The 16,042-nt window shown below is 49.5% G+C and carries 11 protein-coding genes; all 11 read right to left on the bottom strand.

Features of this window, described 5'->3' with window-relative positions; translation table 11 throughout:
- Window positions 1-116 precede the first annotated feature (116 nt).
- Window positions 117-2,180, bottom strand: a complete 2,064-nt coding sequence (locus Pan54_RS03660; protein WP_146502214.1) for a protoglobin domain-containing protein — start codon at window positions 2,178-2,180, stop codon at window positions 117-119.
- A 200-nt stretch (window positions 2,181-2,380) separates the two neighbouring features.
- A complete protein-coding gene (locus Pan54_RS03655) occupies window positions 2,381-3,415 on the bottom strand; it encodes a DsrE family protein (RefSeq protein ID WP_146502213.1) in 1,035 nt (344 codons plus the stop codon).
- An 11-nt stretch (window positions 3,416-3,426) separates the two neighbouring features.
- A complete protein-coding gene (locus Pan54_RS03650) occupies window positions 3,427-5,088 on the bottom strand; it encodes an FAD-dependent oxidoreductase (protein ID WP_146502212.1) in 1,662 nt (553 codons plus the stop codon).
- Window positions 5,089-5,143: 55 nt separating this feature from the next.
- On the bottom strand, window positions 5,144-6,328 hold the full coding sequence (locus Pan54_RS03645) for an NAD(P)/FAD-dependent oxidoreductase (RefSeq protein WP_146502211.1): 1,185 nt from the start codon (window positions 6,326-6,328) through the stop codon (window positions 5,144-5,146).
- Window positions 6,329-6,371: 43 nt separating this feature from the next.
- Window positions 6,372-7,112, bottom strand: coding sequence for a DUF1641 domain-containing protein (locus Pan54_RS03640; RefSeq protein ID WP_146502210.1), 741 nt, complete (start codon window positions 7,110-7,112; stop codon window positions 6,372-6,374).
- Window positions 7,113-7,177: 65 nt separating this feature from the next.
- A complete protein-coding gene (locus Pan54_RS03635) occupies window positions 7,178-8,584 on the bottom strand; it encodes an MBL fold metallo-hydrolase (RefSeq protein ID WP_146502209.1) in 1,407 nt (468 codons plus the stop codon).
- 32 nt (window positions 8,585-8,616) lie between these two features.
- Complete coding sequence (locus Pan54_RS03630) at window positions 8,617-9,441, bottom strand: sulfite exporter TauE/SafE family protein (RefSeq protein ID WP_146502208.1); 825 nt, start codon at window positions 9,439-9,441, stop codon at window positions 8,617-8,619.
- Between the two features lie 208 nt (window positions 9,442-9,649).
- Complete coding sequence (locus Pan54_RS03625) at window positions 9,650-10,012, bottom strand: ArsR/SmtB family transcription factor (protein WP_146502207.1); 363 nt, start codon at window positions 10,010-10,012, stop codon at window positions 9,650-9,652.
- A gap of 508 nt (window positions 10,013-10,520) precedes the next feature.
- The gene (locus Pan54_RS03620; protein ID WP_146502206.1) at window positions 10,521-11,804 is read right to left on the bottom strand and encodes a DUF1552 domain-containing protein; all 1,284 of its coding nucleotides are present in this window, start codon (window positions 11,802-11,804) and stop codon (window positions 10,521-10,523) included.
- The gene (locus Pan54_RS03615) at window positions 11,804-14,404 is read right to left on the bottom strand and encodes a DUF1592 domain-containing protein (RefSeq protein ID WP_242631206.1); all 2,601 of its coding nucleotides are present in this window, start codon (window positions 14,402-14,404) and stop codon (window positions 11,804-11,806) included. The genes Pan54_RS03620 and Pan54_RS03615 overlap by 1 nt, the downstream gene beginning before the upstream one ends.
- On the bottom strand, window positions 14,401-15,852 hold the full coding sequence (locus tag Pan54_RS03610; RefSeq protein ID WP_146502205.1) for a DUF1501 domain-containing protein: 1,452 nt from the start codon (window positions 15,850-15,852) through the stop codon (window positions 14,401-14,403). The genes Pan54_RS03615 and Pan54_RS03610 overlap by 4 nt, the downstream gene beginning before the upstream one ends.
- Window positions 15,853-16,042 lie beyond the last annotated feature (190 nt).

Here is a 16,042-nt window from a genome sequence, read left to right as displayed (position 1 = left end):
TTATGCACCACCGGCTTCGCCAGTGCAAGTCAAGGCTATTTAATAAGTTACGATGCACTGGCAAAGCCAGTGCCACCCTCATATTCAATTGGTACGGACAACTGGAAATTCTCTGTTTAGTTATTGCTCAGGGGAAAATAAAGGCGAAACGAAGCTCCACCGAGTAAGCTGGGCGCAGTTTCGAGGACTCCTTGATGAGCCGTGACGATCCTTGATGCAATTGCCATGCCTAATCCTGAACCTTTAGGTTTCGTCGTATAAAATGGCTCAAAAATACGTCCCTCTCCAGCCGAACTGAGACCAGGACCATTATCCGAAATTGAAATTTCCACTCCCGATCGATCCGTTTCTTTAATCAATCGAATGTCAACCTGAATGATCACGGGATCGGAACAGGCTGCCAGCGAATTCTCGAGAAAGTTTCTCAGCACTTGTACCATGCGAAATCGATCGACTTCGACTTCGAGACCCTCAGGATCAATATTGATCAACAATTTCGCATCGCGATCCTTCCAGTCATGTTCTAACTGCCCCCAGGCTTGCTGTAGCAAAGTCTCCAAACTCCACCAATCCTTTGAGAGAGAAAGTGGAGATGCATAATTCCGCACTTCATCGTAAAGCATCTGCAAATCATCGATGGCCTGTTGGGATCGAATGATCAGACTCATGGCTGATTTATTGTCTTCTAACTCTAGCTCCAGCATTTCTGTGCAAGCCTGAATTCGCTGCAACGCATTTCGACTCTCGTGTGCCAAACCCGTAATCATTTGACCAATAGCAGCAAGCCGTTCTGACTGTAACTGACTTTTGTAACGTTCCGCTTCTTCGGTAATGTCGTGGAGAAGCCAGACTTCATCGGCTCCTGATTGAAATTTGACCTGCGAGATCAGTCGCTCCTGTCCATCGGCGCGTCGCAATCTCAATTGCCGATGATGAGTTCGTCCTTCTTTACCTGAACGGACCGAGTTTTCCACTCGATCTTCCACAACCGACTCATTCAGCACATGCTGATTCCATTCTTTCAGGTTTGTCAGTTCCTCTTTTGAGTATCCCGTCATCTGCTCGACGGCACTGTTAATTTGCATCGCATGATTCACAACATAGACTGCACCTGCTGGAAGGCGATCGACAAGTCGGCGAAGTTGCTGAGCTTTTTGAGCACGCATGAATTCGACCCGGGAGCGATGAATCGCATTGGCCAGCAGATTGGCAATGGAAAACAGAAAGTCATGATCGGACGATTGGAATCGATGTGGCTGGCGAAAATGGACTCCCAGCAACCCATAAACATCTTCTTCGCCGCGAACAACAACCTGTAGACTGCTCACGACACGTTCATCCACCAGAAGTGTAATCGGCTGAATTTTAGGCTGCAATTGCCAGTCGCTCGTTTCCACACAGCCTTTTTGTTTCAGTAGTTCTGTAATTCCGGGATCCACATTTCCAAGTTCAATCACTGATCCATTTGACTTTGTCACCCATCCCGACATGGATTCCATTCTCAGTTGATCGGCATCGGGTTCAAAAATGAACAACTCACACAAATCAGCCCGAAAGGCCTGAGACAAGTAAGCAATTGCCTGATCGTAAATCTCATTCAGACTCGCACCTGCCAGCGCTTCCTTACTTAACAGGGCTAACAGTTTTTGCTGATTCAGTCGCGCCCGATCAACCGGAACCTGACTCGATTGATACTCCTCCTGATAGGCATCTACCATTATCGCAAGATCGAGATCGAGCCTCTTATGCAAAGATTCATGCAGTTGTAATTTAACTTCTTCTGAAATCGATTCCTGATGGCATAAGATCCGACTCAAACAGGAACGGACACGAGCAAAGGCCGCGTTGACATAAAGTTGCTCTAAACCAATCTCGACATGCTTTTGCCCAATCTTCCAGCGCCTGTGCACGTAATCTTCATCATGTTTCGATTGCAGCATATCTGCCAGCCACAGAGAGAGGCTCTGTTTCAATCGCTCAATTTGAATCTCACCCCCCGTAATAACACGGGATGAAGCTGGATGCTTTTGGATTTCACGATAGAAATCCTGCAAAATCTCCTCCGTATGAGGAAGTAATATTCTGGACAATTGGTCGGAACAATCATCATCCGCCTCTGTCCATCCCACATAAGTTTTTAAATCTAAAAAACGAGTTAAAATGGATTCGGGTATTGCCATGACACAAATGGGACTCAAATTATTTGAAACGTACTTAGCCGATGACTGTCACTGAAAATGAAATAGAGTATAGCGACTCTTTGGATGAGAAAGAGAGTCGGAAAAAAATATGCCCCTCGTAAGGGGCATGCGTAGTCGGCAATGCGAGAGTCAAGAGAATTCATCGATCACCATATTAGCATCCGGAAACATAATATTCGTCAATTCCCAAGTGGAACATATGAAAACCCATCTGCCTGGAGGTTGACCAGAGAAGTTAATGCCGACACGGCTACGTCCACAAAGACAACAACCTCGTCCTGCTTAGCGTTTTTTCCGATTAACGACTGGCCGCACACTAATATCTCGACGCCCGCCTCGTGGAGTTGATGCAAACAATCGAGATTCGGATTGCCATTTGTCTCAAATCGTTTGCTGTAAATATCGGAGTTCAAAATGGTCAAAGTAGCCTCGCCATGCAACACGATTGCAATCTCGACCTGAGCCGGTTTCTTTCCTGCACCCTTGTAAATATTGACAAAACGAGCGACTTTCTCGATACCCGGATTCAATTTGTCCGGCGTGCCACCTTTGGTCACATCGACTAATATCTTACTGCCATCTCGAGGCTGTTGCGCGGCATTGGGGAGTTGAACGACTTTTCCGTACTCGGCAATCGCTGGGTAAGAGTACTCTGGATCGCCGATCTCTGCAGTCTCTGGAACAGAATGGTTTTTCATCGCTTCTGCAAATCCCCGCTCTACAAATCCAGAGACCGCTTTAGCATGAGCCTGAATTAACTTGACTACATACGGATCGTCGGAAGTCTCAATGACTTTCACTCCCTTTTCTGTGTCCTTATGAACGATTTTGATCTTATCCGTATGCTTGAACAGTTCCGCGAACAATGGGTCTCGCATACGGATTGGCTGCCTGTTCTCCACGCGATAGGCCATCCACTCAACATGATCTTTAATCTTTTCTGCGACTTCGGGCACATCCGACTCAGTCAGCGTCTCCACGCCATCTGGTAATTCTTTGACTGTGCGGACGATTTTGTCATGGTTCTGGAGCAGGTACTGAAAGACTTTGTGATCGACCTCGTGGCGTCCATCCGATTGGTGCATTCCGCGTCCATGCCCATAGCCCGGTTGCTTCTTTTTCGCTTGACTCCCTGGATCATCCTGTGACCATGCGGGATTGCTCAGGAACAGGAAAATAAGAGACGTTACCTGGAAGATTTTGGAAGTATTCATTGAGTTTCCCTTTAATCGGTTGCATTGTTGTCATGAGCCGAATAATTCGACCACAATTGAAATCCACCACTGATATTTGCGGCATCAAAGCCAAGCTGATCTAAAATTCGAGTGGCATAGTAACCTCGTTGACCGACCTTGCAGTAAGTTGCAATTTTTCTGTCACGAGGCAGTTCTGAGACTAGTTCGCGTAACGTCTCGATTGGGATATTCTTCGCCCCTGGGATATGCCCCGCAGCAAATTCTGCTGCAGTGCGAACGTCGAGCAACAGGAGACTTTCGGCTGAGTAAGAACTGAGAGTATCGACTTGAATAATTGGTTGATCTCCCCGGAGAACACCTGAAGCGACAAAGCCCAACATATTAATGGGATCTTTGGCATGGCCATATTGGGGTGCATAGCAAAGTTCAACTTCTTCCAAATCATAAACCGTCATGCCAGCCTGAATCGCGATTGCGAGCACGTCGATGCGCTTGTCAACTCCAGTTGTGCCGACACCCTGAGCACCGAGAATAATTCCCGTCTTAGGATCGAAGAGTAACTTCAACACCATCTGTTGTGCATCAGGAAAATATCCTGCGTGATCGGAAGGATGAATATAGATTTTTTCATAAGCCAATTGATTACGCTTCAGTGATTTTTCGCTCAACCCTGTCATGGCAGCGGTCATTCCAAAAATGCCGACCACTGCCGTTCCCTGTGTGCCTCGATAGGTCGAATCTCTCCCGAAGATATGGTCTGCTGCGATACGTCCCTGACGATTCGCCGGACCGGCAAGCGGAATTTGGATGGGTGTGCTTGAGACAAAACAACTGGTCTGAACGACATCACCGACAGCGTAAACATTGTCATCGCTCGTTTGCATATGTTCGTTGGTAATAATTCCACCACGTTCGCCACACTTGATACCGGATTCTTGTGCCAAGCGACTTTCCGGGCGAACGCCAATACATACGACTGCAAAATCAACATCCAGAGTTCCACCAGATTTCAGTCGGATTTCCAAGCCGATCTCTGTTTCGTCAAACGCTTCGACCGAGTTTCCCAGAAGCACATCAACTCCCTGTTTTCTCAGATGCGAATCGACTGGACCGATCATTTCCCGATCCCATGGAGGAAGAATCTGATCGGACAATTCCACAATGGTGACATCAATGCCACGACGAACCAGGTTCTCCGCAACTTCAATCCCTATAAACCCGGCTCCAACAATGACAGCTCGACGAGCTCCAGAGGTTGCATAGGTATGCATCCGGTCGGCATCATTCAGATCCCGGAGTTCCAGGATCCGAGAGCCATCGATACCGGGAACGGGCGGTCGGAAAGGTGAAGCTCCCGTAGCGATGATCAGTTTATCATAAGACTCCTCATACGATTCGCCGGTCTCCAGATTCTGAACACGAACAGTTTGTTCGATCCGATTGATCGACATCACTTCGCTGCGGATGCGAACGTCAAGCCGATGTCGTTCGCGGAGCATTTCGATCGGTGCAACAAGGAGTTTATCTCGTGACTTGATCTCGCCACCGACGTAATAGGGAAGACCACAGTTCGCAAACGAAGGATATCGCCCTCGCTCCAGGATAATAATCTCCGCATCCTCGCTGAGTCGTCGCGCACGTGCAGCAGCCGATGCTCCCCCAGCAACTCCACCAATAATCACTATTTTCATATTTAGCACCTGATCTATTGAAATACGGGATTCAACTCTGAACATTATGAAGTGTTTAGACTCGACCACGTAGCATTCCGTGCCAATACAGGGCTGGCAGACCAAATTTTTTCAGCAGGAACATACTGAACCGTTCTCTTGACTGGTCGAATGGAAACGTCTCGGCTGGTTGACCGCTGTAATCGAACTCGGCCAATACCAGACTATCGTATCCTGTTACGACAGGGCATGACGTGTAGCCATCGTAACTCGCTTGGCAGGGTTCCTGTTTCATTGTCGCGAGTAAGTTTTCGACCACAACAGGGGCCTGCTTTCGAATCGCGGCTCCTGTCTTCGATGTCGGTAAACTCGAAGCGTCGCCCAGGGAGAACACGTTGGCAAATCGCGTGTGTTGCAGCGAGTGCTTATCAACTTCAACCCAACCCCCCTCGCCAGCCAGTTCACTCTGGGAAACGAAGTCTGGTGCGCTCATTGGCGGTGTTACGTGAATCATGTCATATTTGATAACGATTTCATCATTCGTATCCATGTGGCGATAAATCGCTTCTTTGGAGGCAGCACGAACCTCGACAAGATTGTGGCGGAATCGGGTTTCGACTCCTTTACGGGAAGCGACTTTCTCAAGCACTTCGCGATATTTATCGACTGCAAACAGACGCGGTCCAGCCAGTGTAAAAATGACTTCGATGTTTTTGCGGACACCGGATCGTCGGAAATGATCTTCAGCCAAGTAACAGATCTTTTGGGGAGCCCCTCCGCACTTCACCGCCCCTGCCGGTTGCGTGAATAAGGCGACTCCTTCCTTCAGTTCACTGATAAACTTCCATGTGCTGGCGACTGTATCAATCGAGTAATTACTGCAGACACCGTCCTTTCCGACAGATTCTTTCAGGCCTTTGACCTGATCCCAGTTGACCTGAATTCCCGGAGCCACGATGAGATAATCGTAACCGATTGTCTCGCCCCCACGTGTGAAAAGGCTGTTGGCACCAGGTGAGAAAGAATCGACACGATCCTGAATCCACTTCACGCCGTAAGGAATCAGATCTGCTTCGTCACGACCCGATTCTACTGGCTTAAACATTCCTCCGCCAACCAAAGTCCACAGTGGTTGATAATAATGCTTCTCGGAAGGTTCAATAATGGCAATATCTAGCGAGGGATCTGCGTTTTTCAGTCGAGCGGCTACGGTAATCCCGGCAGTCCCTCCGCCAACGATGACGATTTGATGATGATCCATGACACGGGTTCCTTTAAGATTTTACAAATGATAAACAGGAGAATTACTTCTGCTCTTGGCTTGACGGGCTATGCTTTTCTGCAAGGACTCCTCCATAACATTTCGCAAACTGCAAGCCGAAGGAGAGTGCACGCTGAGTGTCTGGATCCCGCATCGCTCTCAACAGTCCAAATAAACCAACTCGTTTCGGAAGTGGATGCTCACAAGTTCCGCTCCGGCAACTGGCAAGTGCCGAACCAGCCATACCAACCGATTCAATCGAATGTTCGTTCATGACATCAGACTTAACCAAATAACCGATTCGATCGAGTTCCTCCCGTCGAATTTGCCCGCCTAAATACAAAACGGCATACAATCCCTGACGAACACTCTTTTCCAGATCAATGCCATCGTCCTTCAAGTCTCTGGCCCATTCGTCTAATACATCCACTGCTGTCGCAAACAATTCAGGAAATTCATCCAGCAAGGCGGTTCCGGCTTCCAGATTCGGCAAGCGGGAAATCAATCGCTCAATCGCCTGCAGATTCGCTGGCTCAGTGATCTGCACGAACAACTTCAGCAATTGACTCGCCCGATCTTCCAGATCGATCCCGTCTAGTGAGGCTTTGTGGCAAACGGCATCGAAGAAATCTGTGGCGATCGCAACCAGATTGGGCAGGTCGCCAGCTACCTGGAGCATCTGATCGAGCGATTCAGCTCGATCCAGCAGGCGATGCAAAGCTGCCGTCGTATGAGGATCGCTCAGCCGGTCGGCAAGCGAAGGTCTTTCGTGTGTCGTTTCCATGGAAATCTCATTGATGAATAGTGAATGAAAAGAGTGTCTAGCCAGTTCAGTGCGCTACTCGTCGTTTATGCCTTTGTGCTTGCCAAATCCTCTGCTTTCCACGCCGTATATCCACCAGTCAGATTCACGACATTCTTGAAACCAGCCGCCTGCAAAACGCTTGCGGCAATCGCCGAGCGTGCACCGCTACGGCAATGCACAATGAGTGTTTCGTCATGGGGAAGATCATCTAAATGATTCGGTAATCGACCAAGAAAACGATGTTCGGCTTGTTCGATATGCCCTTCGTTCCATTCATCGTTCGAACGGACATCGATTAACTTCACTTCGCCAGACTGGATTGCAGACGACAACTCTGCAGGGGTTCCGGATATGTATTTTTCATTTGCCTTGCCTGACGATTTGACTTCCGACGCATCGAAACCACCGATAATTTCTTCCACACCAATTTTATGCAGAACGCGTGCAGCTTCTTCAAGCTCTCGCGGTTCACAGATCAGGTAAGTCGGCTTGTCGTAGTCCACGAGCCATCCTGCCTGAGTTGCCAGCATTCCGATCGGAATATTGATGGTGCCTGCCACGTGGCCTTTGGCGAACTGCGGAGAGGGAGTCAAATCGATAACCGTTCCGGAAGTCAAAGCCTCATTCAGTCTGGACAGTTCCAGCATCTCATGATGGTGACCTTCGCCAAGAATGGTCGGGCCGGCTTTGTTGACATGCTTCATCACCGCGAAATACTTCGGAGCTTCCGGCTGATCCGACAGGATGTACTTCACAAATTCTTCTTCGTCTGTGAATTGCAGTGCAGGATTGAATAGTTTTTCGTATCCAACTGTCGACGACGGAATTGCACCCAGCCCTTTCCCACAAGCACTTCCCGCACCGTGTGCAGGCCAGACCTGTAAATAGTCGGGCAGTGATTTGAATCTTTCAGCAGATTTGAACAGATCGCGAGCCCCCGGCTCGGCTGTGCCCATGAGACCGGCTGCTTCTTCCAGTAAATCCGGTCGTCCGATCGACCCGACAAACACGAAGTCGCCAGTAAAAATCCCCATCGGCTTGTTAGCTCCCCCACCCTGATCGGTCAGCATGAAAGATATACTTTCCGGTGTGTGACCAGGAGTGTGCAGGACATCGAATTTGATGTTTCCAATCATGAAATGATCGCCGTCGTGCATCAGTTGGTGGTCATAGTCATCCAGATAAAGGTATTTCCACTCTGCCGGGCCTTCATCGGAAACATACAGTTTCGCTCCGACACGATCCGCCAGTTCCCGGGCACCGGAAACATAGTCAGCATGAATATGCGTCTCAGCAACTGCGGTAATTTTCAAACCTTCGCGATCTGCCATTTCAAGATACTGTTCGATGTCGCGACCAGGATCGACAATGACGGCGGCTTTGGCGCGTTGGCAGCCAACAAGATAAGAGGCGTGAGCGAGTTTCTGGTCGTAGAAGTATTTGAGTAACATGAGTCGATCTCCTTAAATAGTATGAACTGGACCTAGACAACAACTGATTTGAAAATCACGAATGCCGCAACCGCCACAACCGCGATCGAGAATATTTTTTGAAGAGTGGAGCCATTTAATCGAGTAGCGACGATCCCCCCCAGCCACATGCCAACACCCCCACCGACCAGAAACAGTAATGTTGTGTTTACCGGCAACGGGTTTCCATTCACCATGTGCGATACCACCCCGCTGATGCTGATGAGTACGATCACAAATAACGATGTTCCTACAGCACGATGGATTGCCATGCCGCTAAGCAAAACCAATGCCGGCACGATGATAAAACCACCGCCAACACCGAACATTCCGGAGAGCACGCCAGTCATCAAACCAACCAGCACCAGCAGTCGAGCACATTTGGAAGTCAATCGTAGCCTGCCGTCTTCATCGCGCTGGCAGGCACTACGGTCGGTAATATTCTTTGATTCCGAATTGCAAACTCCGCTGGCAATGCTCGGATTCTTGCTTTTAATCCACATCCGATAGGCCACAACCAGCATTAGCATTGCGAACATGACCAGCAAGACATTCTCTGGAATGAGCTTCGAGAGGTATGAGCCGAACGGTGCACCGATCATGCCTGCAACGGCAAACAAGAGGCCCGTTGGCAATTCCACTTCTCCACGAATTAATCTGTCCGTGGCACCAAACAAAGCAATACCGCCTACGGATGCTAACGAAATTCCAACGGCTTCCCGCGGCGCAATGGATAATCCGTAGACAAGCAGTGGAACAGCAAAGACCCCACCGCCACCTCCCGTAAGGCCTAATGCAAAACCAACGATACCGCCGAAAAGGATCGCTAGACCGAACATGTCTCACCATCCTTGCCTGGATTCAAAGTTAGATACCTAATCATCTTGACGACCTCGCAAAACCCGGCAATCAGTTACTCATCCATCACACGCACAAGCAACGAATTCTCTTTGAACCGCCAGTAATACGCACATGTATCCATAGCTATAAACATCCCAATATTGCGATATATACGCCCAAATAAATGGAATTTTGACTACAACCAATTTAACGATATTTAGCCCCATAAGGTAAAAAACGCCCCTCGATACATGCCATCAATTTTTCCAGATGCGGCTCGGCAACACTGTAATAAACGCGTCGCCCCTCCCGCTCACTCACCAGAAAACCACACCGCTGGAGCAAACGCAAATGTTCTGAACCGACGTTGTCTTGAATTCCGCAATCAGCAGCCAATTCTCCGACTGTGTAGCGACCGTGCAGCAGCATTTGAACAATGCGCAGTCGAACTGGGTGCGCCAAAGTTTTCAGACATTCTGCAGCTTCAGCAAAGTCCTCAACAGTGCCAGGAGGCTTGGAACCTTTGTTCTTATTCGTTTTCGTAGCCACTGAATTCTCCACATTAGACATACCTATTATATCGTTACCTCACGACATGTCAATGAGTCAAATTTAATGTTTTCATGACGATATTAAATTTTAACACTCTTTGACCACTCCGATTCGTTCACACTCCTCTCGCCAATAAATGGCAAACGATTCCCATAGTCGAGTCTTTTGAGACGACCTCCCAGCAGTGTGTAACCGCTATGAAATAAAATAAAAAATGATTTCCGAACACACTGCATGGTGTTCTCAATGAACTAATTCTGTCCACTGCTGTGAAAAGAACTCACCTCGCAATACATCAATGCCCCGAATAAACACGAATCATGAGTCCAATGGAGTGATTGGTACAAATCGTGCATAGTAGATACTCGGTTATTTTTCACGTCATATCCGACATTGCATTGATATGAACCGCGTATCTAGATCACCCAGAGCATATTCAAAAAAACTGAAGCGTTCAGCAGGAGCAAACACAGCGTTTTGGGGACATTTGGTGTTCAAGGAACTGCAGTCACCATTTGAAATTGGTCTAAAAGTCTATGGGACTGCCTGTACTTGATCCGAAAGTGTCTGTTTCTACGCCCAGTTTATGCAGCATGGTCAGGAACAGATTGCTCAGCGGTTTATTGTTATCGTGTTTGAAGGCCAGATGTTGACCGTGCTTGAAGTCGCCTCCGGCCAGAAGAATGGGAAGGTTTGTGTTGTTGTGGGTATTGGCATCGCCCATATTGCTGCCAAAGAGAATCATCGTTCGATCGAGCAAGCGGTCTTCGCCTTCGATGGTTTCAGAGAGTTGCTGGAACAATTTTCGAAGCAAAACCATCTGCTGCAGATCGGCATCTTCGAGTTGTTTCATTTTCTGCTCGGATTGGCCGTGATGACTCAAGTTGTGATAACCATCGGTCGTATTCTGGCCGGGATGTAACAGGAACGCGGGTGTTGCAAAGGCATCGACCATCAGCGTGACAATACGAGTTGAGTCTGTTTCCAAGGCAAGCCGTCCCATTGAGAGCATGAGGTCGAATTTTTCAAAGAACAGCTTGGGGTCGCGGATGTCATTCGGCGGCGTCTGATCGGTTGCAGGTTTAGCGCGCGTTTCCCACTGCCGGGCAGTCTCCAAACGTTCCTCAATTTCTCGGACAGAAGTCAAATATTGATCCAACCGAGATTGATCGTCGCGACCCAGGTTTTTTCGAAATTGTCGAGTGTCATCAAGCAACGTATCCAGGATGCTGCCCCGCTCCTCTAAGTGATAGAGTTGTCGTTGAACCTCAGCCGCGTTGCCTTGCAGGAACATTTTTCGGAACAATGCATTCGCACTGTCTTCTGCCGGCAGCAGGACACCATCACGCGTCCACGAAAGACTGCGGTTCGCTTTATCAATATTGACTCCCAGATTCAGTGTCGGAAAGCGAGTGACTGGTCCCATCTGCTCGGCTGCGAACTGATCGAGCGAGATCGTATTACGGAATCCACTTTTTGTGGGACCACGTGCGGCTGTTAGAAAACAATTCTCCGTGCTGTGTCCCCCCTCGACATCCGGGTGCGAAAGTCCGCTGAGGACCGTGAAGTCGTTCCGGAACTCGGTCAACTCTGCAAGGTACGGCGAGAGTTCGTACCCTCGACCTGTCCCTTCCGGAAAGAATGGTTTGGGGAGCACACCAAGATTATTCGAGATGAGCAGCATCCGCTGAGGGGGTTGTGAATCAGAGACCTTGGCCGAAGCGGACTGCAAACTGTCTAGCAGAGGCAGTGCCAGCGACACTCCCACTCCACGAAGAAAGCGACGTCTATTGATTTTCCTGTGGTCCATCAAAGACAACCCTCCTTGCCGAGAAAGATCCGGCTTTGCACCAATGCATGTATCAAATCGCGAACGCGAAAGTTGTTCGGTTCGCAGGCATCCAGTATTAATTCAATCTCATCTCGATCTGCAAACCGGACCGGAGTTCCAGTCGCATAGACAGTGAACTGATGCACGAGATTGCGGGCAAGTTGGCGGGGATCTTCTATTAAAAACTTTTTCAAGTCGTGAATATTTTCAAAACTGCGACCATCCAGCAACTGACCACTGGCATCGACATTCTGAGTTAACATATACGCAAAATCGTGACCAGCGCGATCGATTCCTGTGACGGGTTTCCCTGTCTCGAAACCTCGATATTGTGTTCGCCAACCTCCCAGGATGTCGAAGTTTTCCAATGCCAGGCCGACGGGATCGAACCGTGCATGACAACTGGCACAGGACTCCGATTTTGTGTGCAGCTCGAGCAACTCTCGAATGGTCTTCGCACCACGAATATCCGGCTCAACAGCGGGGACACTCGTCGGTGGCGGCGGGGGTGGTTGACCGAGCAATCGTTCCATGATCCACGCCCCACGAATGACCGGCGAAGTCGAAGTTCCGTTGGCTGTTACCTTAAGAATGGCTGCCTGGGTCAACAATCCCCCGTAAGGGCTGTCATCTGGCAACGTGATTTTTCGCAGGTTCGAACCGGAAATTGTTTCCAGCCCATAATGCTGGGCGAGTCGATCATTCACAAAAACAAAGTCTGCATCGATCAGCACTGTTGCAGGCAGATTATCGCGAATCATTGCTGTGAAAAATGTACGCGTTTCGCGATCCATCGATTCAATCAGATAATCATCAAAGCGATATTCGGGATGTAGTCGGATATCTGGTTCGTCACGACGAATATGTCTTAGATTGAGCCAATAGTCGGTAAAGTTTTGCACGAACCGTTCGAAGCCGGAACTGGCGATCAATCGATCTGTTTCCAAGCGAAGAGTTTCTGTATTGCGAAGCTTGCCCGTTTCGGCAAGAGACATTAATGAGGCATCGGGACGCGTATTCGTCAGAAAATGTGAGAGCCGGGAGGCAATCGCGTATTGATCGGAATTACTTGTCGCGGGATCTGATGGCTCTGGAAGATAAAGGAAATGACTGGAACAGAGGAAGGCTTTGTATCCGGTAAGCATCGCCTCTGCGAACGGACTTCCCATTTCAAGTCGTTCGAGAATCAGTTGTTCGTACCGGAGAATGGCTTCTTCCGAAACAGGTTCACGGGCAGCGATTTTCACAAAGCGTCGCAAGAGTCTCCGGGCATCATCGATCGGATTCTGTGAGACGACTTCAGTTCCAAACTCATCAAACAGCACATGGTGTGATGGGGGAGGCCAGGTCTCGGGGGAGATTGGACCTTCCACTTCCAACCACTGGAATGCGACTCCGGGTTGGCCACCTTCTGGAAACGGCGGATAACGATAGGTCGGCGGTCCCCCATTGACATTACGAGCCAGCGGAACCGGTAACCCAAGTAGACTGTACTCGAAGGTTTCCGTTGGGAGCAGTCGGATGGTCGTCTCGTAGACCTGAGATTCCGGCTCAATATCCATGATGCCTCCAGTTGCTCGGACATCCCCTGAGACATCTGCCCCGGATGGTTTCCTCGCGCGGAATGTCATCGGGACTGATCGTATCGCCGGTTTGAGTTGATAGCCTTCCGTTTGCAAAACAGCCCGAGCCGAAAACCGGACTCGATACTCCCCCGCAATCCTAGCGACGAAGCTGCGGGGATAGCCATAATACGGCCAGCTGGCCGATCGAAATAACGCCAGCTCGAGTGCCGGGTCATCTTTGAAGTCATTGAGTTCATTCGTAGCAACTGCCTTGTTATCTTTTGCAAAGAACATCGCTTCGCGCTCGCCGAATGTGCTTGTTGTAGAGAATAACTGCGTGCTGATCGCCCGATACTTCGTCACCGGTGGCGGTTCTGCACTGCTGATCATTGCCTGTCTTAAGGCCGCATCGGCCGCATCCAGATATGCTGTCAGTTGCACCCAGGACATATCCAGTGAAGTCGCTGATTTATTAAAACGATGTTCTTCGCGATCCTCTGGCAGCATGTCACGAATATCCAGATTTGGTAACTGCAGCACATCGCGAAGATTCTGCTGATACTCATCCCGATTCAGGCGTCGCAGCGGGCCGCGACCATTCGCGAGGACATCCTTCCGATCTTCCTCAGCAATCGCATCGCCAAGGATAATCACAAGATGATTGCGATCATCAACGGACAGAGTTCCCGCTTCGGGTGGCATCTCGCCTGCATCGACACGATCAAATATCCTCATCCAGCGATTCCGAGAATTACGATCCTTAAGATCGAAAGTCAGCGACTCCAGATCCAGTCCACTTTCTGCTGAGTAACTGTTGTGACAATCGAGGCAGTGATTTTCAATTAATGTGTTCAGTGCGGCTGGAAGTTCGGCAGCAGAGGCAGATCGACTCATGAAGCAGACTACGATCAACGCGACACAATCCAGACAGAGCGACAAATTGAAACGATTTAACATCGCTCGTCTAATCGGCTGAGGAAGAATTCGGATTATCACAGCAGTACTTCGACTCAAGCAATTATCTCCTGAATCACGTGCCCATGCACATCGGTTAAGCGTCGTTGTATTCCATTGTGGTAGTAGGTCAATTGCGTGTGATCGACACCCAACAGATGCAGAGCAGTGGCGTGAAGGTCGTAGCAGTACGTGGGTGATTCGACCGCTTTGAATCCCAGTTCATCCGTCGCACCGTAACTCATTCCTCCTCGAATCCCTCCCCCGGCTAACCAGCTAGTAAACGCTCCGGCATTGTGATCACGCCCCTTGCCTTTGCCTCCCTGGGCACCGGGTTGTCGACCAAATTCAGTCGTGCAGATGACGAGTGTATCTTCCAGCATTCCCTGTTGTTTCAGATCTTTCAGAAGGGCAGAAGCACCATTGTCCAGCACTGCTCCCCAGTATCCATGATCGCGGACAACATCCTCATGACTGTCCCAGTTGGGACGGATCTTCTTAGCGGTCGTGTTCTCAGCACCACAATAGATTTGTACAAAGCGAACGCCCCGCTGAACCAGTCGGCGAGCCAGCAGGCATTGTCGACCGAAGGGGCCAGACTCGGGATGCTCGATGTCATACAAATCCTGGACCGCTTCACTCTCGCGGCTGACATCGGTGACTTCCGGGGCACTCAACTGGAGCCGAGCCGCCATTTCATAAGCCTTGATGCGGGCTTCGAGCTCGCTGTTGGTCTGTCGCGACTTCTGATGCAATCGATTGAGTTGTTGTAAAAACTGAAGCTGCTCAGGATCGACCTGTCGAGAGTTCCCCGCAAATTCTTCAGGAGGGAACAGATCTGCTATCGGTTGTTTGGGATTCGAAGTCTCCAGCATCGTCGCCTGATGTTCTGCCGGCAGAAATCCTGCGCCCCAATTAATGATACCGCCCGGTGGCAAACCGCGAGGATCGGGCAGCACAACAAAGGCGGGCAAATCTTCAGCCTCGCTGCCAAGTCCGTATGTCACCCACGAACCCATGCTGGGAAATCCTGGCAGTGTGAACCCGGTATTCATCATGAAGCAGGCCGGACCATGCAGAGCGGTTTTACTGTGCATCGAATTGATAAATGCCAAATCGTCGACACACGTGGCAAGCTTGGGAAACAGATCGCTCATCCATAATCCCGATTCACCATGCTGCCGAAACTTCCAATGACTCGGCTGGCAATTGCCCGGCTTCGATGCGAAGAATTGAAGTTTCCCATCGGGATCAAACGGCTGACCGGCTCGTTTCTCAAGTTCCGGTTTGTAATCGAACGTATCAACCTGACTCATTCCCCCCGGGCAGAAGATCTGGATCACCCGCTTGGCTTGAGCCGGATGATGAATTTCCGCACCGGACTCACCCGCAATCATTGCAGAAAAAGCCAGAGCACCAAAGCCCCCGCCTGCTACTTTGAGGAAGTCTCGCCGCGAAGGTATTGCAGAGTGGTCATCTGGTTGATGTCCCGGTGTGTAACTTTTCATAATTTAGCTTTGTTAAGAATACTGGTCTCACTTCAATGGTGATTGACATTGAACCGCTAAAATCTATTTCCTTATGCTGGATCAGACCTCATAAACCGAATGAACGAATCTGAGAAAGATTAAAACCACAGAGACACAGAGTGCACGGAGAATACTTGTTTAATCAAAGCTTATACCCATTTCGAATGCT

This window comes from Rubinisphaera italica, from assembly GCF_007859715.1.
Taxonomy (GTDB): Bacteria; Planctomycetota; Planctomycetia; order Planctomycetales; family Planctomycetaceae; genus Rubinisphaera; species Rubinisphaera italica.
The sequence above is the reverse complement of the archived record's forward strand: the minus strand, read 5'-3'. Positions and strand labels throughout refer to the sequence as shown.